Source organism: Caballeronia zhejiangensis (assembly GCF_000698575.1).
Taxonomy (GTDB): domain Bacteria; phylum Pseudomonadota; class Gammaproteobacteria; order Burkholderiales; family Burkholderiaceae; genus Caballeronia; species Caballeronia zhejiangensis.
Map to the genome: position 1 here is coordinate 13,349 of NZ_JFHD01000035.1, position 20,058 is coordinate 33,406.

At 62.6% G+C, this 20,058-nt stretch carries 17 protein-coding genes; 10 read left to right on the forward strand and 7 right to left on the reverse strand.

The window, feature by feature from the left end; genetic code table 11:
• Positions 1-79: 79 nt before the first annotated feature.
• Positions 80-922: a squalene/phytoene synthase family protein gene (locus BG60_RS29025; RefSeq protein WP_008349765.1), complete on the forward strand. Its 843-nt coding sequence runs from the start codon at positions 80-82 to the stop codon at positions 920-922.
• Here the strand turns inward: BG60_RS29025 and BG60_RS29030 are convergent.
• Together BG60_RS29030 and BG60_RS29035 are read right to left on the reverse strand one after the other, a co-directional pair.
• Complete coding sequence (locus BG60_RS29030; RefSeq protein ID WP_008349767.1) at positions 919-1,770, reverse strand: DUF1501 domain-containing protein; 852 nt, start codon at positions 1,768-1,770, stop codon at positions 919-921. The genes BG60_RS29025 and BG60_RS29030 overlap by 4 nt on opposite strands.
• A gap of 142 nt (positions 1,771-1,912) precedes the next feature.
• Positions 1,913-2,152, reverse strand: coding sequence for a hypothetical protein (locus tag BG60_RS29035; RefSeq protein WP_241484906.1), 240 nt, complete (start codon positions 2,150-2,152; stop codon positions 1,913-1,915).
• A 244-nt stretch (positions 2,153-2,396) separates the two neighbouring features.
• Between BG60_RS29035 and ompR the strand changes: the two genes are divergently transcribed.
• The 4 genes from ompR (at position 2,397) to BG60_RS29055 (ending at position 5,883) form a co-directional block, all read left to right on the forward strand.
• Positions 2,397-3,122, forward strand: a complete 726-nt coding sequence (gene ompR / locus BG60_RS29040; protein WP_008349770.1) for an osmolarity response regulator transcription factor OmpR — start codon at positions 2,397-2,399, stop codon at positions 3,120-3,122.
• A gap of 61 nt (positions 3,123-3,183) precedes the next feature.
• On the forward strand, positions 3,184-4,548 hold the full coding sequence (locus tag BG60_RS29045; RefSeq protein ID WP_034473669.1) for an ATP-binding protein: 1,365 nt from the start codon (positions 3,184-3,186) through the stop codon (positions 4,546-4,548).
• 172 nt (positions 4,549-4,720) lie between these two features.
• Complete coding sequence (locus BG60_RS29050) at positions 4,721-5,269, forward strand: peroxiredoxin (RefSeq protein ID WP_008349775.1); 549 nt, start codon at positions 4,721-4,723, stop codon at positions 5,267-5,269.
• Positions 5,270-5,358: 89 nt separating this feature from the next.
• The gene (locus tag BG60_RS29055) at positions 5,359-5,883 is read left to right on the forward strand and encodes a carboxymuconolactone decarboxylase family protein (protein ID WP_008349777.1); all 525 of its coding nucleotides are present in this window, start codon (positions 5,359-5,361) and stop codon (positions 5,881-5,883) included.
• A 16-nt stretch (positions 5,884-5,899) separates the two neighbouring features.
• Here the strand turns inward: BG60_RS29055 and ispF are convergent, their stop codons facing one another.
• Positions 5,900-6,391: a 2-C-methyl-D-erythritol 2,4-cyclodiphosphate synthase gene (gene ispF / locus BG60_RS29060; RefSeq protein ID WP_034473671.1), complete on the reverse strand. Its 492-nt coding sequence runs from the start codon at positions 6,389-6,391 to the stop codon at positions 5,900-5,902.
• Between the two features lie 26 nt (positions 6,392-6,417).
• Entirely contained in the window at positions 6,418-7,140 is a 723-nt protein-coding gene (gene ispD, locus BG60_RS29065; RefSeq protein ID WP_008349782.1) for a 2-C-methyl-D-erythritol 4-phosphate cytidylyltransferase, read from the reverse strand.
• Between the two features lie 139 nt (positions 7,141-7,279).
• On the opposite strand from ispD, the gene mfd reads away from it, so the two are divergent.
• The 5 genes from mfd to BG60_RS29090 all read left to right on the forward strand — a co-directional run bounded on the left by mfd (position 7,280) and on the right by BG60_RS29090 (position 16,938).
• Positions 7,280-10,756, forward strand: a complete 3,477-nt coding sequence (gene mfd, locus BG60_RS29070; protein ID WP_008349786.1) for a transcription-repair coupling factor — start codon at positions 7,280-7,282, stop codon at positions 10,754-10,756.
• 835 nt (positions 10,757-11,591) lie between these two features.
• Positions 11,592-12,818, forward strand: coding sequence for an acetylornithine deacetylase (gene argE, locus BG60_RS29075; RefSeq protein WP_008349787.1), 1,227 nt, complete (start codon positions 11,592-11,594; stop codon positions 12,816-12,818).
• 23 nt (positions 12,819-12,841) lie between these two features.
• Positions 12,842-13,864, forward strand: a complete 1,023-nt coding sequence (locus BG60_RS29080; protein ID WP_033536116.1) for a threonine/serine dehydratase family protein — start codon at positions 12,842-12,844, stop codon at positions 13,862-13,864.
• A gap of 521 nt (positions 13,865-14,385) precedes the next feature.
• Positions 14,386-15,309 (forward strand): SphA family protein, encoded by a 924-nt coding sequence (locus BG60_RS29085; protein WP_033536120.1) that lies wholly within the window; start codon positions 14,386-14,388, stop codon positions 15,307-15,309.
• Between the two features lie 48 nt (positions 15,310-15,357).
• Positions 15,358-16,938, forward strand: coding sequence for an NHL repeat-containing protein (locus BG60_RS29090; protein ID WP_008349794.1), 1,581 nt, complete (start codon positions 15,358-15,360; stop codon positions 16,936-16,938).
• 107 nt (positions 16,939-17,045) lie between these two features.
• Here the strand turns inward: BG60_RS29090 and BG60_RS29095 are convergent, their stop codons facing one another.
• From BG60_RS29095 to BG60_RS29105, 3 genes are read right to left on the reverse strand one after another with little or no spacing between them, the layout of a single operon-like run.
• Positions 17,046-17,861 carry an ABC transporter permease subunit gene (locus BG60_RS29095; protein WP_033536119.1) on the reverse strand — a complete coding sequence of 272 codons (816 nt, stop codon included), beginning with the start codon at positions 17,859-17,861 and terminating at the stop codon, positions 17,046-17,048.
• On the reverse strand, positions 17,861-18,769 hold the full coding sequence (locus BG60_RS29100; RefSeq protein WP_033536118.1) for an ABC transporter permease subunit: 909 nt from the start codon (positions 18,767-18,769) through the stop codon (positions 17,861-17,863). Before BG60_RS29100 ends, BG60_RS29095 begins: the two co-directional genes overlap by 1 nt.
• Complete coding sequence (locus BG60_RS29105) at positions 18,766-19,938, reverse strand: ABC transporter ATP-binding protein (RefSeq protein ID WP_008349801.1); 1,173 nt, start codon at positions 19,936-19,938, stop codon at positions 18,766-18,768. Before BG60_RS29105 ends, BG60_RS29100 begins: the two co-directional genes overlap by 4 nt.
• Positions 19,939-20,058: the final 120 nt, after the last annotated feature.

Below are 20,058 nucleotides of genomic sequence, written 5' to 3' on the forward strand. Positions count from 1 at the left end.
GGATAAAATGAACGCCGCGCGGCCAACCGCACGACCAGAACCGACCCCGCCTCCCCTCGAACTCCCACAAGCTCCGTTCGTGAATTTCGACGATTACTGCCAGCAAAAAGCCGCGCCTGAAGGTTCCGGCACGTACTACGCGCTGCGCCGCGCGCCGGCTGCGAGCCAGCCGCTTCTGACCGCGCTCTATGCGCTTTATCGCGAGCTCGAAGAGACCGTGAAGGAGACGAGCGATCCGACCATCGGCCGCACCAAGCACGCATGGTGGCAAAGCGAACTCGGGCGGCTCGATGGCGGCGAGCCCACGCATCCGGTCACGAAAGCGTTGCAGGCGCACGCGGGCGATGCCGCGCATCCGGTTCTCGACGATGCCGGACGCGCATCGCTTGCCGCGATCGTCGACGGCTTCGGCATGGATCTCGATCAGGCGCGCTACCTCGACTGGCCCGGCTTGCGGCGTTACCTCGATCAGACGGGCGGCGCATTCGCGACGGCCGTTGCACGCGCGAGCGCGCGCGATCCGCAGCAGGCCGCGTCGTGGGCCGCGCCGCTCGGATCCGCGTTGCTGCTGGCCGAGCGCGTTCAGGACATCGGCGGCGATGCGCGCAATGGCCGCATCTATATTCCCATCGACGAGTTGCAGCGATTCAACGTGACGGCCGCGGACATCATCAATCGCAAGTACGGCGATACGTTCACGGACCTCATGCGCTTTCAGACCAGCCGCGCCCGCCAGGCGCTAGACGACGCGCTGGCCGCGATTCCCGCTTCGGAGCGCGCGACGCAACGCGTGCTGCGCGCGCAGGCAGCGCTGTCCTTCGCGCTTTTCGACGAGATCGAACGGGAGAACTTTCGGGTGCTGCATCAACGCATCGCACTCACGCCGATCCGCAAGCTGTGGATCACATGGAAGACGCGTTAGACGCGAAGGATCGGCAATGGCGCGAAGCGCGCGCCGAGAATCGATGACGAATCGATCTGCCCGCATGCGTCGAGCACCGTGGCATAGAGCGTTCTGAAGTCGACGCCGACGGACAAGCCGCCGTCCGCATCGAGTCGATCGAGTCGCGGTGGCATGCCGAAGAGTCCGCCGCGCACGCCTCCGCCCATCATGAAATGCGCCGCGGCCGCGCCGTGGTCGGTGCCGCCCGCGGCGTTCTCGCGCGCGGCGCGTCCGAACTCCGAGCGCGTCATCACGAGCGTGCGGCTCCATGCGCCGGACGCGATCAGCGACGCCCGCAGCGACGCGAGCCGCTCTGCCAGCGTGGCCAGCAGCGCCGCATGCCGGTGCGACTGACGCTCGTGCGTGTCGAAGCCGTGCAAGGTGATGTGCGTCACCTTCAGGTTCACGCGATCGAGCCAGCCGCCGGCGCGATATTCATCGGCATGCGATGCCGTGTCCCAGATCTGTCGCGAGCGGAAATGCGAGCGATTGGGCGCGTCATAGCCGACGCCCTGCACGATCGCCATTTCGTTGGCGCGCCACGCGCTCATCAACGGCAACAGCGACGGATGCAAGGCGGTGCGTTCATCGAGCATCAATGCGCGGTCTTTCGATATCGCGAGTTTCGGCCGCAACACGCGATAGCGCGCATCGGCGATCGGGATGACTGTGTTGAGCGCATCGTTGCCGCCGTCGAGGTCGACGATCACGAGGGAGCGAATCGAAGCAGAGGAAGTGTCGGAATGTGCGATGGCGCACGCATCGCCGATGCTGCAGAGACCTCCCGCGAACGCACCGGCAATCGAGAGAAATTCACGTCGGTCCATCGCGGGCACGCGCCGCTTACCGCTTGTAGAGATCGCGCACCGCTTCTTCGATATGCTGCCGCAAGAGACGGCGCTCGTCGGCGGTCATCACGGTGTGGCGCGGCGGGCGCGCGGGCGGCGCTTGATCTACTTGCTGAATGGGTTACATGGCCGCGGTCTTCGGATCGTGGCTCGACGACCCCGAACCTTTGCCCACGCGCTGCTGCGCGCGAATCATCCTGCCATCGAAACGATTCGGGGAACTCGCGATGCCGCGATCGAAGCCTGCCGGTTGTGCATAGGCGTGAGGCGTGCTCAGTACTGCGTAGAGCGCACTGGCAAGAAGTGTCTTTCTGAGAATGCGCTCGTTGCGCACGGGTCCGCGCTGCCGCGCTCCCTTCATGTTGTTCCCTTCGTTGCTCGACAACCGGACAGCCTCAGTCTTTTCGCGCACGTCTCGAAGCGGCTTGGTCGTGCCGCGCGACGCACTGGTCTAATGGAGTATCTACCGAATGGCGGGCTTAGGTAAAGCAGTGTACGCAGCAAACCCCTAGGCCGTGCCACAGGCCCCGTAAATTTTGTAACGAACTGTTACACTCGCTTTTGTTACAAACTCGGCGTTTGAACAAACGCGCTAAGATGCCGCCATGGAAACCAAGAACCCTTCAAAAATTCTCGTCGTCGACGACGATCCGCGCCTGCGCGATCTGTTGCGCCGATACCTCGGTGAACAGGGCTTCAACGTGTACGTTGCGGAAAACGCCCCGTCGATGAACAAGTTGTGGGTGCGCGAGCGTTTCGATCTGCTCGTCCTCGATCTGATGCTTCCCGGCGAAGACGGTCTTTCCATCTGCCGGCGTCTGCGCGGCAGCAACGATCGCACGCCGATCATCATGCTCACCGCGAAGGGTGAAGATGTCGATCGCATCGTCGGCCTGGAAATGGGCGCGGACGACTATCTGCCGAAGCCTTTCAATCCGCGCGAACTCGTCGCGCGCATTCACGCGGTGCTGCGGCGTCAGACGCCGTCCGAATTGCCGGGCGCGCCGTCAGAAACCACCGAAGTGTTCGAGTTCGGCGAATTTGCACTGAATCTCGCGACGCGCACGCTCACGAAGAACGGCCAGGAAATCCCGCTGACCACCGGCGAATTTTCGGTACTCAAAGTGTTCGCGCGCCATCCGCGCCAGCCGCTTTCGCGCGAAAAGCTGATGGAGCTCGCACGCGGCCGTGAGTACGAAGTGTTCGACCGCAGCCTCGACGTGCAGATATCGCGTCTGCGCAAGCTGATCGAGCCCGATCCCAGCAGTCCGCGTTTCATCCAGACCGTGTGGGGCCTCGGCTACGTGTTCATTCCCGACGGCGCAGCCTGATCGATCCTAAGCGAGTTTCGTCACGCTCTCTCCCCTTCACCGAGCCGAACCCGACAGACTCATGCGAATCGACAGGCGGCTACTGGCGGTCGCGTTCGGCGGCCTGTTCTGGCGAACCTTCGCGCTGATCGCGCTGCTCATCGCAGTCAGTCTCACGGCGTGGTTCCAGAGCTTTCGCGTCATCGAGCGCGAGCCGCGTGCGCAGCGCGTGGCGCTTCAGCTCGTCGCCGTGGTCAAGCTCACGCGCACCGCCCTGCTCTATTCCGACCCCGATTTGCGCCGCGCGCTGCTTCAGGATCTGGAGAGCAACGAAGGCGTGCGCGTGTATCCGCGCGAGACCACCGACAAATACAAACTCCAGCCCGATGAATCGCTCAACCGGCTGATCGAACGTGACGTGCGCGGGCGGCTCGGCAACGAGACGATCATCGCGCAGTCGGTGAACGACATTCCGGGCGTATGGATCAGCTTCAAGATCGACGACGACGATTATTGGGTCGCCCTCGATCGCGATCAGCTCGACACCGTCACCGGCCTGCAATGGGCCGGCTGGGGCGTGTTCGCGCTCGCGCTGTCGCTGTTCGGCGCGGCGTTCATCACGAGTCTCGTGAATCGGCCATTCGCGCGTCTCGCGCTCGCCGCGCGCAAGGTCGGTTCGGGGCAATCGCCCGAACCCTTGCCCGAACGCGGCATGGGCGTTGCTGCCGAAACCAATCGAAGCTTCAACCAGATGGTGCAGGATCTTGAGCAGCTCGAGGCCGACCGTGCGCTGATGCTCGCGGGCATCTCGCACGATCTGCGCACGCCGCTTGCGCGCCTGCGGCTGGAGACGGAGATGAGCCCGTCGGACGAAGCGACCAAGCTCGCGATGATCGACGACATCGAGCAGATGGACATGATCATCGGGCGCTTTCTCGACTATGCGCGGCCGATGCAGCGCATGCCCGAGGCCGTCGACCTGTCGATGATCGCGAGCGAACTCGCCGCCCGCTTCCAGGCCGACGACGGCGTCGTCATGCGGACGGATCTCGCCCAGGGCGCGGTGATCGAAGGCGATCCGACGGATGCGCGCCGCGTGGTCGGCAACCTGCTGGAAAACGCGCGCAAGTACGGCCGCAGCGAACACGACGACATCGCCCGCATTACGCTGCAGACGCGCGTCGCGCACGGCAGGGTCGAGCTCTCCGTGATGGACGAGGGCCGCGGCATCCCCGACGATCAGGTCGCGCTCATCACGCGTCCGTTCTATCGCGTCGATACGGCGCGCACGCAGGCGAACGGCACCGGTCTCGGCATGGCGATCGTGCAGCGCCTCGTCACGCGACAGCGCGGCACGCTGCGTCTGCGCAACCGCACGCCTCTGCCCGGCTTCGAAGTCACCATCGACTTCCCGCCGATGAAAGGCGGCGTGCGCTTCGAAGGCTAGAGCGCGCCCGTTTCGGAAGCTGGAAACGGGCGAAGCACTCTTTTAATTCTGGTTAAGATGAAGCGGTTCAACGCTCGGCGCGGCCTGGCATGAACGTGTCACGCGAGCGTTACGGCGATACGGTAGTTTGGCTGGAGTTTGTCCTTTCAACGATTTCACAGGAGTTTTCCGCATGAAGACCGTTGGCGATAAAGTCGAAGCATTCACTGTCACCGCTGCGAAGCCGGGTTTCAACCATCACGAAGAGAACGGCCAGTCGGCGTTCGAGGAAATCACCGAGCAGTCTTTCCCCGGCAAGTGGAAGATCATCTATTTCTATCCGAAAGATTTCACGTTTGTCTGCCCGACGGAGATCGTCGAATTCGCGAAGCTGGCGGCCGATTTCGAGGACCGCGACGCGGTTCTGCTCGGCGGCAGCGTAGACAACGAGTTCGTCAAGCTGGCATGGCGCCGCGAGCACAAAGACCTGAACAAGCTGAACCATTACTCGTTCGGCGACGTGAAAGGCGAACTGATCGATCAACTCGGCGTGCGCGACAAGGAAGCAGGCGTGGCGTTGCGCGCGACCTTCATCGTCGATCCGGACAACGTCATTCAGCACGTCTCGGTCAATAACCTGAACGTCGGCCGCAGCCCGGAAGAAATCTTGCGCATTCTCGACGGCTTGCAAACGGACGAACTCTGCCCGTGCAACCGTGCCGTCGGCGGCGCGACGCTGTAAGCGTTTCCGGATGCCGCAAAGCCCGCCATCGAGCCGAGTGTTTTCGGCCGATCGGCGGGCTTTTTAATGCCATCGAACAGGAGAAAACAATGGAATTTCTGTCTGCGATCAAGGAACTGGTGCCCGACTACGCGAAGGACATTCGCCTTAACGTCGACGGCACGATCGCGCGTTCATCGCTCGAAGGCAGCGATGCGGCTGGCGTCGCGCTCGCCGCCGCGTTTGCCGCGAAAGCGACGAAGCTCGTCGCCATCATTCGCAACTCGGGCGCGCTGTCGCCCGAAGAGACGAACGCCGTGCTCACCGCGGCCGCGCTGATGGGCATGAACAACGTCTGGTATCCGTACCTGGAAATGGCCGACAACGCCGATCTCAAGACGCAGCCCGCGAACTTGCGCATGAACGCGTATGCGTCGCACGGCGGCGTCGACAAGCGGCGCTTCGAGATGTACGCGCTCGCGGCGTCGATCGTCGGCAAGTGCCATTTCTGCGTGAAATCGCACTACGAGAATCTCGTGGCCGAAGGCATGTCGACGACGCAACTGCGCGACGTCGGCCGCATCGCCGCGGTGATCAACGCCGTCGCGCTGACGATCGAAGCCGAAGGGAAATAGCGCTTCCCGCCGCGCTTTAGCCGTCGATTGACGTCCGGCGCAAAAGCACCGCGGCCTGCGCTTCGATGCCTTCCTTGCGCCCGAGATAGCCGAGCTTCTCGTTCGTCTTGGCCTTGACGTTCACGCGATCCATTGAAAGATCGAGATCAGCGGCGATGTTTTCGCGCATGGCATCGATATGGGAGCTGAGTTTCGGCGCCTGCGCGATGATCGTGCTGTCGACGTTCGCGATCGCGAAACCCGCCTCCGACACGCGCCGGAACGCCTTGCGCAGCAGCACGCGGCTGTCCGCGCCGGCGAATTCGGTCGCCGTGTCCGGGAAATGCCTGCCGATGTCGCCGAGCGACGCCGCGCCGAACAGCGCATCGGTGATCGCGTGCAGCAGCACGTCGGCGTCCGAGTGGCCGAGCAGACCGCGCTCGTAGGGAATCGTCACGCCGCCGATGATGAGCGGGCGGCCTTCGACGAGCTGGTGGACGTCGTACCCTTGTCCGATTCTGAAATCCATCGATCCAAACCTCTGTTGAGTGTGAGTCAGGCGCCGGCCGAAAGCATCGCGCCCGCGAGCGCGAAATCCTCCGGATACGTCACCTTGAAGTTGCGCAGACTGCCCTGAACCAGTTTCGGCGAATGACCGAGCCATTCGATCGCGCTCGCTTCGTCCGTCAGGTCGTGGCCGTCGTGACGCGCACGCTCGATCGCTTCGCGCAGCATGCCGAGCCGGAACATTTGCGGCGTCTGCGCCTGCCAGAGCCCGTCGCGCGATTCCGTGCGCGCGACGCGCACGTCGTCCGTGGGGACATCGGGCATGTTCGGTGCGACGCGTTTCAGCGTGTCCGCGACCGGCAGCGCGAGAATGCCGCCGACCGCATCGTCGCGCAGTTCCGCGACAAGCTTGCGAATCAGCTCCGGGGTGATGCCGGGGCGCGCGGCGTCGTGCACGAGGACCCAGTCGTCTTCGCGCGCGCCGAATTTCGCGAGCGCGACGAGCCCGTTGTACACCGACGCTTGCCGCGAGGCGCCGCCGCAGCGCTCGACCGCGAAGCGCAATCCGGCGAAGCGGCGCGCGTCGAAGTGGTTGTCGTCCGGTGCGAGCACGACGAGCGTCTGCGAGAATTCGGAGCACGCGTCGAACGCCGCGAGCGTGTACGCGAGCATTGGGCGGCCCGCGATCGTCTGGTATTGCTTCGGCATCGGCGCGCCGGAGCGGCTGCCGGTGCCGGCGCAGGGAATCAGTGAGAACAGGCGCGAAGTCACGGGCGAATAGTCGAGCAGATGAGGTGAACAAGTCAAAGTTGAAGCCCGGATTTTATAATAGGTCTTTCGCGACCACGTCCCGCGCACGCCGGTTCGACTCTCCGAACCCGCGTTTGCCGGACGGCTCCATGCACACCTTATGCCTTCCAAAGCCGTCAACGCGCAGTCCAGTTCTCCCATCGCGCTCGTGAAACCGGGTCAGCGCTTCGTTTTCGATGGCGCTTCCGGCTCGTCCGATGCGCTCGCCATCGCGCGTTACTACGCCGCGTATCGCGAGAGCGTGCCGCTCCTGACGGTCGTCACCGCGAGCGCAGTCGATGCGCAGCGTCTCGCCGCCGAAATCCCCTACTTCGCGCCCGATGCGCGCGTGCGCCTTCTGCCCGACTGGGAGACGCTGCCGTACGACACGTTTTCGCCGCACCAGGATCTCGTCTCGGAACGTCTCGCGACGCTGCACGATCTCGGCGAAGGCCGCTGCGACATCCTCATCGTCCCGGCGACGACCGCGCTCTATCGCATGCCGCCCGCGTCGTTTCTCGCGGCTTACACGTTCTCGTTCACGCAGGGCGAGCGGCTCGACGAAGCGAAGCTCAAGGCGCAATTGACGCTCGCGGGTTACGAGCACGTGAGCCAGGTCGTGCGGCCGGGCGAGTATTGCGTGCGCGGCTCGCTCATCGATCTCTATCCGATGGGCTCGGCGCTGCCGTATCGCATCGATCTGTTCGACGACCAGGTGGACTCCATCCGCGCGTTCGATCCGGACACGCAGCGCAGCCTTTATCCGGTGCGCGACGTGCGCCTGCTGCCGGGCCGCGAGTTCCCGTTCGACGAAGCCGCGCGCACCGCCTTTCGCAGCCGCTGGCGAGAGGTCTTCGAGGGCGATCCGAGCCGCTCGCAGATTTACAAGGACATGGGCAATGGCGTGCCCTCGGCGGGCATCGAATACTATCTGCCGCTCTTCTTCGATGAAACCGCGACGCTCTTTCATTACTTGCCGCAAGGCTCGCAGCTCGCGTTTGTCGGCGATATGGACGCCGCGATCAAACGCTTCACGCACGACACGAAGCAGCGCTACGACTTCCTTTCGCACGATCGCGAGCGGCCCTTGCTCGAACCGCGCCGGCTCTTTCTGACAGACGACGATTTCTTCACGTTCGCGAAGCCCTTCGCGCAGTTGAAGTTTCCCGCGACGCCCGAAGGCGGCTGGGCCGTGCCGCTGCCGGGCCTCGCGATCGACCGTCACGCCGACGAGCCTTTGCTCGCGCTGCGTCACTATCTGGAGCAGACGGACAATCGCGTGATGCTCGTCGCGGAATCGGCGGGACGTCGCGAGACGATCCAGCAATTGCTCGCCGACAACGGCCTGCGCGGCGAATTGCGCGACACGTTCCACGAATGGCTGACCGCCGACGGCAAGTTCACGCTCGGCATCGCGCCGCTCGCCAACGGTTTCGCGCTGCCGTTGGAGAAGCTGTCGATCGTCACCGAGACGGAGCTTTACGGACCGCTCGCGCGCCGCGCCGGACGGCGTCGTCAGGAGCAGGCGAGCAACGTCGATTCGATGGTGCGCGATCTCGCCGAACTGAAGGTCGGCGATCCCGTCGTGCATGCGCAGCATGGCATCGGCCGATACATGGGCCTCGTGTCGATGGACCTCGGCGAAGGTGAAACCGAATTCCTGCATCTCGAGTATCAGAACGAGGCGAAGCTGTATGTGCCCGTCGCGCAATTGCATGTGATCTCGCGCTACAGCGGCGCGGACCCGGAAAGCGCGCCGCTGCATACGCTCGGCTCCGGCCAGTGGGAAAAAGCCAAACGCAAGGCCGCGCAGCAGATTCGCGATACGGCCGCCGAGCTGCTCAACCTCTACGCGCGCCGCGCGGCGCGCGAAGGTTATGCGTTCAAGCTCGAGCCGCGCGACTACACCAAGTTCGCGGAGAGCTTCGGCTTCGAGGAAACGCCCGACCAGGCGGCGGCGATCGCAGCCGTCATCGGCGACATGACGAGCGGCAAACCGATGGACCGTCTCGTGTGCGGCGATGTCGGCTTCGGCAAAACGGAAGTCGCGCTGCGCGCCGCGTTCATCGCGGTGATGGCGGGCAAGCAGGTCGCGATTCTTTCGCCGACGACGCTGCTTGCGGAACAGCACACGCAGACCTTCACCGACCGTTTCGCCGACTGGCCGGTGCGCATCGCGGAACTGTCGCGCTTCAAGACCGGCAAGGAAGTTTCGACGGCCGTGCAGCAGATCAACGAAGGCTCGGTCGATATCGTCATCGGCACACACAAGCTCTTGTCGAGCGATGTGAAGTTCAAGCGGCTCGGGCTCGTGATCATCGACGAGGAGCATCGCTTCGGCGTGCGGCAGAAGGAGGCGCTCAAGGCATTGCGCGCCGAGGTCGACGTGCTCACGCTCACCGCGACGCCGATTCCGCGCACGCTCGGCATGGCACTCGAAGGCCTGCGTGATTTTTCCGTGATCGCGACCGCGCCGCAGAAGCGGCTCGCGATCAAGACCTTCGTGCGGCGCGAGGAAGACGGCGTGATCCGCGAGGCGATGCTGCGCGAACTGAAGCGCGGCGGCCAGGTTTACTTCCTGCACAACGAAGTCGAGACGATCGAGAATCGGCGCGCGATGCTCGAAGCGCTGGTGCCCGAGGCGCGCATCGCGGTTGCGCACGGACAGATGCACGAGCGCGAGCTCGAACGCGTGATGCGCGATTTCGTCGGCCAGCGCGCGAACGTGCTGTTGTGCACGACGATCATCGAGACCGGCATCGACGTGCCGAGCGCGAACACGATCCTCATGCATCGTGCGGACAAGTTCGGTCTTGCGCAGTTGCATCAGTTGCGCGGACGTGTCGGGCGTTCGCATCACCAGGCGTATGCGTATTTGCTGGTGCACGATCCGCAATCGCTGACGAAGCAGGCGCAGCGGCGGCTCGAAGCCATTCAGCAGATGGAGGAACTCGGCTCGGGTTTTTATCTCGCGATGCACGACCTGGAGATTCGCGGTACGGGCGAGGTGCTCGGCGACAAGCAATCGGGCGAGATTCACGAGATCGGCTTCCAGCTTTACACCGACATGCTGAACGACGCCGTGCGTGCGCTGCGCGAAGGCCGCGAGCCGGATCTGAACGCCCCGCTTGCGGCAACGACCGAGATCAATCTGCACGCGCCCGCGATTCTGCCCGCCGATTACTGCGCCGATGTGCAGGAGCGTTTGTCGTTGTACAAGCGGCTCGCGAACTGCGAATCGAGCGATGCGATCGATGGCATTCTCGAAGAGCTCGTCGATCGCTTTGGGAAGCTGCCGCCGCAGGCGCATGCGCTCGTGGAGACGCATCGGCTGCGTCTTGCTGCGAAACCGCTCGGCATCTCGAAGATCGACGCGGGCGAGCAGTCGATCTCGCTGCAGTTCGTTCCGAACCCGCCCGTCGATGGCATGAAGATCATCGAGATGGTGCAGAAGCATAAGCACATCAAGCTCGCGGGTCAGGACAAGTTGCGCATCGAGTCGCGGAGTCCCGATCTCTCGGTGCGGATCTCTACTGTCAAGGAGACGTTGCGGGCGTTGGGGGGGCCGGTTCGGAAACCGGCCGCTGTTGTTCGGTGATTTTTTTGTTTTCGCCGGATTCCGATTTGCTTTCGGTCTGTCAGCGTTGCCTCCTGTGCGGGGTGGGGCTCACTTTGCTTACTGTAGTCGCCGGATCCCGGTTTCGTGGCGGTCTATTAGCGTTGCCCCTGTGCGGGGCGGCACTCACTTTCTTTGCTGCTGCAAAGAAAGTAAGCAAAGAAAGCAGCTTTTCAGGCCCGCGGTCACACGCAATTTGGGTAGTTCTCTCGTTCTCGATGGCACTCGCCTAACGAGTGCCCTCATAGGCCCAACCGGGCTTGGCTCGCGCACGGTCTGACGAGCCATTCCCTTTACCGCGCTGGTTCAGCACGAAATAGCTTCGGCACAGCGCTACGCGCTGCCGTTGGGTATGCAAGGGAAACCATAGGTTTGCATGTGCGGTGCGAGAGAGAATTTAGTAGCAAAGCACACGCAGACCCGATTGACCGGTCGGCCGCGAAGCGGGCTGGAGCTATTTGGTGCTGAACCGGTTTGTTGTGTGGTGCGATGTGACAGACCGTGCGCGAGCCAAGCCCGATGGGGCCTATGAGGGCACTCTTTAGGCAGCCCACGATGGACGAGAGGACTACCCAAATTGCGTGTGACCGCGGGCGTATCGGAAGCTGCTTTCTTTGCTTACTTTCTTTGCAGCAGCAAAGAAAGTGACTGCCGCCCCGCACAGGGGCAGTGCTAATAGACCGACGCGAAAACGGGATCCGGCGACAACCCCAAAGCGCCAAAGCTCAAAAGCCCCAAAACTCAAAAGCAAAAAGCCCCCTGCGGCCAGCATCATTCTTTTGGGCTATGATCAAACCCTACCCGCAGGAGCAAAAATATGTCACAGATCGCTGACACGGCGAATCTCGAAGCTCAATCCAGAACCGAAACGCCCATTTCCCTGCCGTGGATCGAACGGCTCGTATCCATCGATACCGTAAGCCGCAATCCGAATCTCGGCCTGATCGAAACGGTACGCGACGAACTGCGAAAAGCGGGCATCGAAGCGACCATCACCAACGATCCGCGCGGCCAGTGGGCGAATCTCTTCGCCACGGTCCCGGCGCACGACGGCCAAACCGACGGCGGCATCGTGCTGTCGGGTCACACCGATGTCGTTCCGGTCGACGGTCAGGACTGGCAGAGCGATCCGTTCAAGCCCGAAGTGCGCGACGGCCTCCTCTACGGCCGCGGCTCGTGTGACATGAAAGGCTTCATCGGCGCCGCGCTCGCCATGCTACCGAAGATGCAGGCGACCAAGCTCGCGAAACCCATCCACTTCGCGCTTTCCTACGACGAAGAAGTCGGCTGCGCCGGCGCGCCGCTGATGATCGCCGACCTGAAAAAGCGCGGCCTCAAACCCGATGGCTGCATCGTCGGCGAACCGACATCGATGCGCCCGATCATCGCGCACAAAGGCATCAACACTTATCACTGCTGCGTGCGCGGCTTCGCGGCGCATTCGTCGCTGACGCCGAAGGGCCTGAACGCGATCGAGTACGCAGCGCGGCTCATCTGCCACATCCGCGATCTCGTCGACGAGTTTCGCGCGCAAGGTCCGTTCGACGAACTCTACGACGTGCCCTTCACCACCGGTCAGACGAGCACGATAAAAGGCGGCAACGCGATCAACACCGTGCCCGCCGAATGCAACTTCGAGTTCGAATTCCGCAATTTGCCGACGATCGATCCCGATCAGATCTTCAAACGCATCCAGTCGTACGCGCATGACACGCTGCTGCCGAAGATGCTGAAGGAACACGGCAACGCGGCGATCGAATTCACGAAGCTCGCGTCCGCGCCCGGCCTCGACGCCACCGAGCAGGCCGCGATCACGCAACTCGTGCGCGCGCTCACGCAAAATCAGGACAAGCACAAGGTCGCCTACGGCACCGAAGCGGGCTTGTTCGCGAACGCGGGCGTGCCGAGCATCGTCTGCGGGCCGGGCAACATCGAACAGGCGCACAAGGCGAACGAGTATGTGTCGCTCGAACAGCTCGTCCAGTGCGAGGCGTTCCTGGGCAAGTTCATCCACAGCATGTCCGTCGAAGCACAGCCCCGTTGACCTCTCCAGATCGACAACACGTCATGTCCACTGCCATGCAGCATTCCGACAATACGATCGACGGCACACCGATTCCGACGCTCGACGAAATCGCCGAGCAGCATATGGCGCTCACGCCGTGGGTGACGCGCACCCCGACCTTCGAGCGCCACGACTTTCCGACGCTCGAAGGCACGCCGGTCACGTTCAAGTTCGAACTCTTGCAGGCAAGCGGCACGTTCAAGGCGCGCGGCGCGTTTTCGAATATCCTCGCGCTCACCGACAGCGAACGTTCGGCGGGCGTCACGTGCGTATCGGCGGGCAATCACGCGGTGGCGGTCGCGTACGCGGCGCAGCGCATGGAAGTGGGCGCGAAGGTCGTCATCATCAAGAGCGCGAGCCCGGCGCGCGTGGCGCTGTGCCGGCGCTACGGCGCGGAAGTCGTGTTCGCGGAGAACGTCGCCGAGGCGTTCGATGTCGTGCGGCGCGTCGAAGCGGAAGAAGGACGCGTGTTCATCCATCCGTTCAACGGCTATCGCACGGTGCTCGGCACGGCGACGCTCGGCTACGAGTGGACGTCGCAGGCGCCCGATCTCGACGCCGTCATCCTGCCGATCGGCGGCGGCGGCCTGGCCGCGGGCGTATCGACGGCGATGCGCCTCGCAAATCCGTCGCTGCATGTCTTCGGCGTGGAACCGGAAGGCTCGGATGCGATGAAACGCAGCTTCGAGGCGAATCACACGGTCAAGATGGGCGCGATGCACGGCATCGCCGATTCTTTGATGGCGCCGCATACCGAGCAGTACAGCTACGAGCTATGCCGGCGGCATATCGACGAGATCGTCACCGTGTCGGACAACGAGCTGCGTCACGGCATGCTGCAGTTGTTCGGTGAACTCAAACTGGCGGTCGAGCCGGCATGCGCCGCCGCCACCGCCGCCCTGCTCGGACCGTTGCGCGAGCGGCTGGAAGGCAATCGTGTCGGCGTGCTGCTGTGCGGCACCAATACCGACCCGACGACCTTCGCGAAGCATCTCGCGCTCGCGCGGGAAGCGTCGGGCGACTGAAGCTTTCGCAAGCAGGCGTTTGCATGTCTTTTCTCGGGGCGCATCGTGCGCCCCGAACTCGTTTTGCGCAAACTTCACGCTGAGATTTTCTCAAAGCGGCGGCAAAGCTTGTCTGCGCACGTGCGCGCTGATAGTGTCGCCAACCAAATGCAGTCGGAAGATCTGTTTCTAAACCTGAGCACTGTTTAATCTTTTTCAATCGCCATTAGCGCCCGTTTCAAAGTTCGCGGAGCTGATTCGGCACGAACAAGAACTCTCTCCGGCAAGTACAGGCAGCAACGATCCATCGTTGCGGGAACACGCACACCTACGAATAGCGATTAAATTCAATTAATGTCAACCGCGATATTTACAAAGCGGATAGATAGACGGATCCATTTATTACGGCGCTTTTGGACGCACCAATTTTTCAAACAATGAGCAAAATAAATCGAATCCCAGAAACGGGAATAATGCAATGCGTTTTATCTGAATTCGGCACGCGTCGCGGACTTACCGCGCGCCGATCAGTTCTGGCGCTGATGCTGGCGGCCTCATCGGCCTGCATTCCCGTTGCTCATGCAACCGAAAGCGCGCTCGGCCGGCCTGTCGCGGGCATGAGCGTCGGCCCGAGCGCGGGCATCGTGCCGCCCGAGCCGATGACCATCGTGAACTTCGAGAACATCTATCTCGACGGCTCGATCGGCGCGAACCGCTCCGTGCCGATCGCCGGCACGGCGACTGCCGGCGTCGACGCGAAGATCGACTTCACGCTCGCTACCCTGATGCGCTCGTGGGGCAGCACGGGCGGATGGAGTTTCGCGTCCGCCATCACGCTGCCCTACGTCTGGACCGACGTGAAAGCAGGCGCGTCCGTCGGACGCCTGAACGGCGCGCGCAGCGACAGCGCCGCGAACTTGTTTGACCTCTACTTCACGCCGATCGTCGCGGGATACCACTTCTCGCGCACCGATCACATCGCGCTCAGCTTCAACGTCTGGGCGCCGACCGGCCGTTACGACCCGAACGCGCTCGCCAACACGAGCCTGAACAACTGGACCTTCGTGCCTCAAGTGGCGTACACGAAGCTCGTTCCGCAGTACGGCCTGGAATTCGACGCCGTCGCGGGACTGCAGTTCTACACGCGCAATCAAGCCACCGAATATCAAAACGCCCCGCTCTTCACGCTCGATCTAATGGGCCTGAAGAAATTCGCCAATGGCGTCGGCGCAGGCCTCGTGATGGGCACCGTTCAGCAGCTCGGCAAGGACTCCGGCCCAGTCGCCGATCGGCTCGACGGCTTCGTCGGACATGACTTCTCGCTCGGTCCCATCGTCACTTACGACACCAAGGTGGGCGGCAAACATCCCGTTTCGGCGAGCTTGCGCTGGGTGCCGAGCATCGCGAGCACGAACCGGCTCAAGAGCACCAACAGTTTCATGGCAAGCGCGACGCTGGCGTTCTGATGCCTGCCCGCATCGCGATATGAATTCAACCCGAAGAAGGAGCAACGCATGAAAAAAACCTCTGTCAGCACGATAACCGCGCTGCTGTTCGCTGCGGGCACCGCGCACGCGCTGGAAGCGAAGCAGCCGCCGCGCAACCCGTTCCTCGCCGCCGAGAAATATTCGATCACGCACTTCGATTCGTCGCAGAGCGATGCGTTTCCGTATGCGGTCAAGCCCGGCTTCTTCAACGTCGATATCAGCAAGGCGCCGCGCGTCGTCGCCGGTCCGGTGAACATCATGACGCTCGCGTCGACGTCGCCGAACTACATGTGGGGCGTGTCCAGCGAAGGCGTGACGTATATCGACGTGTCGAACGGCGGCTTCAAAGAAGTCGCACGCGCCCCGGCGCCCGGCAACAAGGTCATTCCGGCCGCGCTGCACGACAAGGTGCTCGGCGAGCGCTACACGAACATCAAGCAGGCCGAAGACGCAGTGTTCAAGACCTACGGCCTCGACTGGACGCGCGTCGTCAACGGCGTGTACTCGGTGGTGGACAAGGATAATCACGTCTACTACAACGATTCGGACGGCAACATCAGCATGTTCGGTCTCGTGGACGAAAAGAATCCGGCCGCCGGCATCAAGGTCATCAAGACGATCGACATGAAACCGATCGTCGGCAAGGCGCATCTCGTCGGCACGGGTGTCACATACGACGGCAAGTTCGTCGTGGCATCGAACGTGTCGATCAGCGTGTTCGACCGTTCGCTCGAAGGCCAGCCGCAGACGATCCGCTTTGCGCCGGGCGAATTCGTGAGCAACTCGTTCGCGATCGATCAGAAAGGCGGGATCTACATTGCGTCGAATCGCGTGATGCATAAGGTCGTTTGGACCGGCACGAAGCTCTCGGAAGACGAAGCAGACGGCGCATGGAAGGCCGAATACGAGCACGGCGATCAGCCGCCCGCAGTCAAGTTCGGCGACGGCACCGGCTCCACGCCCACGCTCATGGGCTTCGGCGACGACCAGGACAAGCTCGTGGTCATCACGGACGGCGCGAACCGCATGCACCTCGTCGCGTTCTGGCGCGACCAGATGCCCGCGGGCTGGAAGCAGATTCCGGGTACGAAGTCGCCGCGCATCGCCGGTCAGATCGGCATCACGGCCGGACTCAAGCATCCGCCGAAGTTCGTTCAGAGCGAACAGTCGGTGGTCGTGAACGGCTACGGCGCGTTCGTCGTCAACAACGTTGCCGAGAAGGGCCATCCGGACAAGCTCGTCGACGTGCTGTCGCTCGGTCCGGTCAACAAGCCGGCCTCGGGTGCCGAGCGTCTCGAATGGGATCCGAAGAAGCACGCATGGCGCTCGGTCTGGACGCGTGACGACGTCGTTTCCATCAGCATGGTGCCGAGCACGAGTTCGGCGTCGAACATGGTGTTCGTGAACGGCTACTATCCGAAGACGGGTTGGGAAATCACCGGCATGGACTGGAACACCGGCAAGACCGTGCATCGCGTGTCGTTCGGGCAGAGCAATCTGGGCAACGGCGCTTACGCCATCATCCAGTACATGTCCAACGGAGACCTGCTCATGAATAGCATCGGCGGTCCGACGCGCGTCGTTCTGAAGGACGCAGCAGCGAAGTAAGCGGCGCGTCTTGATGCAAGAAGGGCCATCGCGACTGAACATCGCGATGGCCCTTCGGCGTTTACAGCGTCGTGCCGGACGCGCTTTTTGCGTCCGGCCACTTGACGTCACATCACCGTTGCGAGTTTTCTCCGTTCGCTGCGCAGCATGAAGACGTTCGCCGCGATCACGCCGACCGTCACGAGCGCGATGAACAAAGTCGCGAGCGCGTTCATCTCCGGATTCAGGCCAAGACGCACGCGCGAGAACACGACGAGCGGCAATGTCGTCGAACCGGGACCGGACAGGAACGCCGACAGCACGAGATCGTCGATCGAAAGCGTGAACGACAGCAGCCAACCGGCGACGAGCGCCTGCGAGATCAGCGGCAGCGTGATCGAGAAGAACACGCGCAGCGGCGTCGCGCCGAGATCGAGCGCGGCCTCCTCCAGCGAAGGATTCAGCTCCCGCACCCGCGATTCCACGATGATCGCCACATATGAGATGCACAACATGACGTGTCCGATCCAGATCGTGAAGAATCCGCGATCCGGCCATCCGATGAGCTTCGCCATTTCGACGAACAACAGCAGCAGCGAAATGCCCTGAATGACTTCGGGGATCACGAGCGGCGCGTTGATCATGCCCGCGTAGAGCGTGAAGCCCTTGAAGCGCCCCATGCGCGCGAGCACGAAGCCCGCCCACGTGCCGATGACGACCGACGCGCACGCCGTGAAAAACGCGATGCGCAACGACAGCCACGCCGCGTTGATCAGTTCGTCGTCGGTGACGAGCGCGCGATACCACTTGAGCGACGGCTCGGTCCAGACGGTGACGAGCGGCGAATCGTTGAACGAATAGACGATGAGACTCAGGATCGGTATATAGAGGAACGCGAACCCGAGTCCGAGCGCGGTGATTTGCAACGGACGGCTGACCTTGATCATCGCTTTTCCTCCAGTTGCTTCGCCTGGAAGTGCTGGAAAAGCGCCATCGGCACGAGCAGCAAGAGGACCATCGCGCAAGTGACGGCGGAAGCCATCGGCCAGTCGGCGTTGTTGAAGAACTCGTTCCACATGACGCGGCCGATCATCAGCGTATCCGCGCCGCCGAGCAGTTCGGGAATCACGTACTCGCCCACCGCCGGAATGAACACGAGCAGGCAGCCCGCGATGATGCCGTTCTTCGACAGCGGCAACGTGATCTGCACGAACGCCTTCCACGGCTTCGCGCCGAGATCGTAGGCCGCTTCGAGCAAAGTCAGATCCATCTTCACGAGATGCGCGTAAAGCGGCATCACGAGAAACGGCAAATACGAATACACCATGCCGATATATACCGCGATGTTCGTGTGATACAGCTCGATCGGCGAATGCAGCAGGCCGATCGAAATCAGAAAGTTATTGAGCAGGCCGTTGTTCTTCAGAATGCCGATCCACGCGTACACGCGAATGAGGAACGACGTCCAGAACGGCAGCATCACGGCCATCATCAGGATGTTGCGCGTGGCCGGATTCGAACGGGCGATGTAATACGCCATCGGATAGCCGATCAGGAGGCACAGCACCGTCGATACCGCCGCGACCAGCAGCGAGTTCATGTAGGTCGCGAAGTACAGGCTGTCCTTGACAAGGAACGCGTAGTGCGCGAAGTCGAGCGCGATATGCATCACGCCCTCTTCCATCGTCACGAGATCCGTGTACGGCGGAATGCCGAGCTGGCTGTCCGCGAAGCTGATCTTCACGACGAGCAGGAACGGCACGAAGAACAGCAGCAGAAGCCACAGATACGGACCGCCGATGACGAGCGTGCGTCCGGAAACGCCGATGCGCTTGAGCCAGTTCGTCATCATGCGGTCAGCACCACGCCCGCCGACGCGCTCCATCGCACGTAGACTTCGTCGTCGAACGTGGGCGAATCGATCTCGCCGATCGCGAGGCTCGACAGGTTCGCGACCACGACCTTGCCGGAATCGAGCGTCACGTGATAGAGCGTGTAGCCGCCCATGTACGCGATGTTCGTCACCTTGCCGCGGCCCCAGTTGTAGGTGCCTTCGGGCGGCTTGCGCGTGAGCGCGATGCGTTCGGGACGCACGGATATCGTCACCGGCATGCCGAGCGGCCCGGTGATGCCGTGGCTCACATAGAGCCGCACCGGAAGGTCCGGCGATTCGACGAAGATGTGATCCGGCTCGTCCTCGACGACATTGCCGTCGAAGAGATTGGTCGAGCCGATGAACTGCGCGGAGAAGCGGCTATTCGGATACTCATAGACTTCGTGCGGCGTGCCGAGCTGCACGATCTGCCCTTCGCTCATCACGGCGATGCGATTGGCCATCGTCATCGCTTCTTCCTGATCGTGCGTCACCATGATGCAGGTGACGCCCACCGTATCGAGAATATTGACGAGCTCGATCTGCGTGCGCTGGCGAATCTGTTTGTCGAGCGCGGACATCGGCTCGTCGAGCAGAAGCAGCTTAGGTCGCTTGACGAGGCTGCGCGCGAGCGCGACGCGCTGCTGCTGACCACCCGACAACTGGTGCGGCTTGCGCTTGGCGAACTTCGCCATCTGCACGAGTTCGAGCGCGTTGTGGACGCGGTCCTTCAGCTCGCCGCCCTTTACGCCTTCCTGCTTCAGCCCGAACGCGACGTTCGATTCCACGCTCATGTGCGGAAAGAGCGCGTAGGACTGGAACATCATGTTGACCGGCCGGTTGTACGGCGGCATCTTCGCGAGGTCTTCCCCGTCGATCAGAATCTGCCCTTCGGTGACGGATTCGAGTCCGGCGAGCATGCGCAAAAGAGTCGACTTGCCGCAGCCCGAGCTGCCCAGCAGCGCGAACAGCTCGCCCTTCTTCACCGACAGGTTGACGCCCCGCACGGCCGTCGTCTCGCCGAACTTCTTCACGACATCGACGATCTGCACGAAGCTGTCGTCCGTGCTCGAGACCGATGGGAAACTGCCCGGCTCGCGCCGGCCGGAATTAGGCGCTGCCTTCAACGCGCTCGACTGCTCACTCATGATTGCCTGTTCGACTCCTTGCTTCCATGCGTCTTTCGTGACTCGCCCCGCCACGCGATGCGATCACGAACAAAGCCCCCGGAGGTCCAGGGGCTTCGTCGTTTCAAAAGAATAACCGGC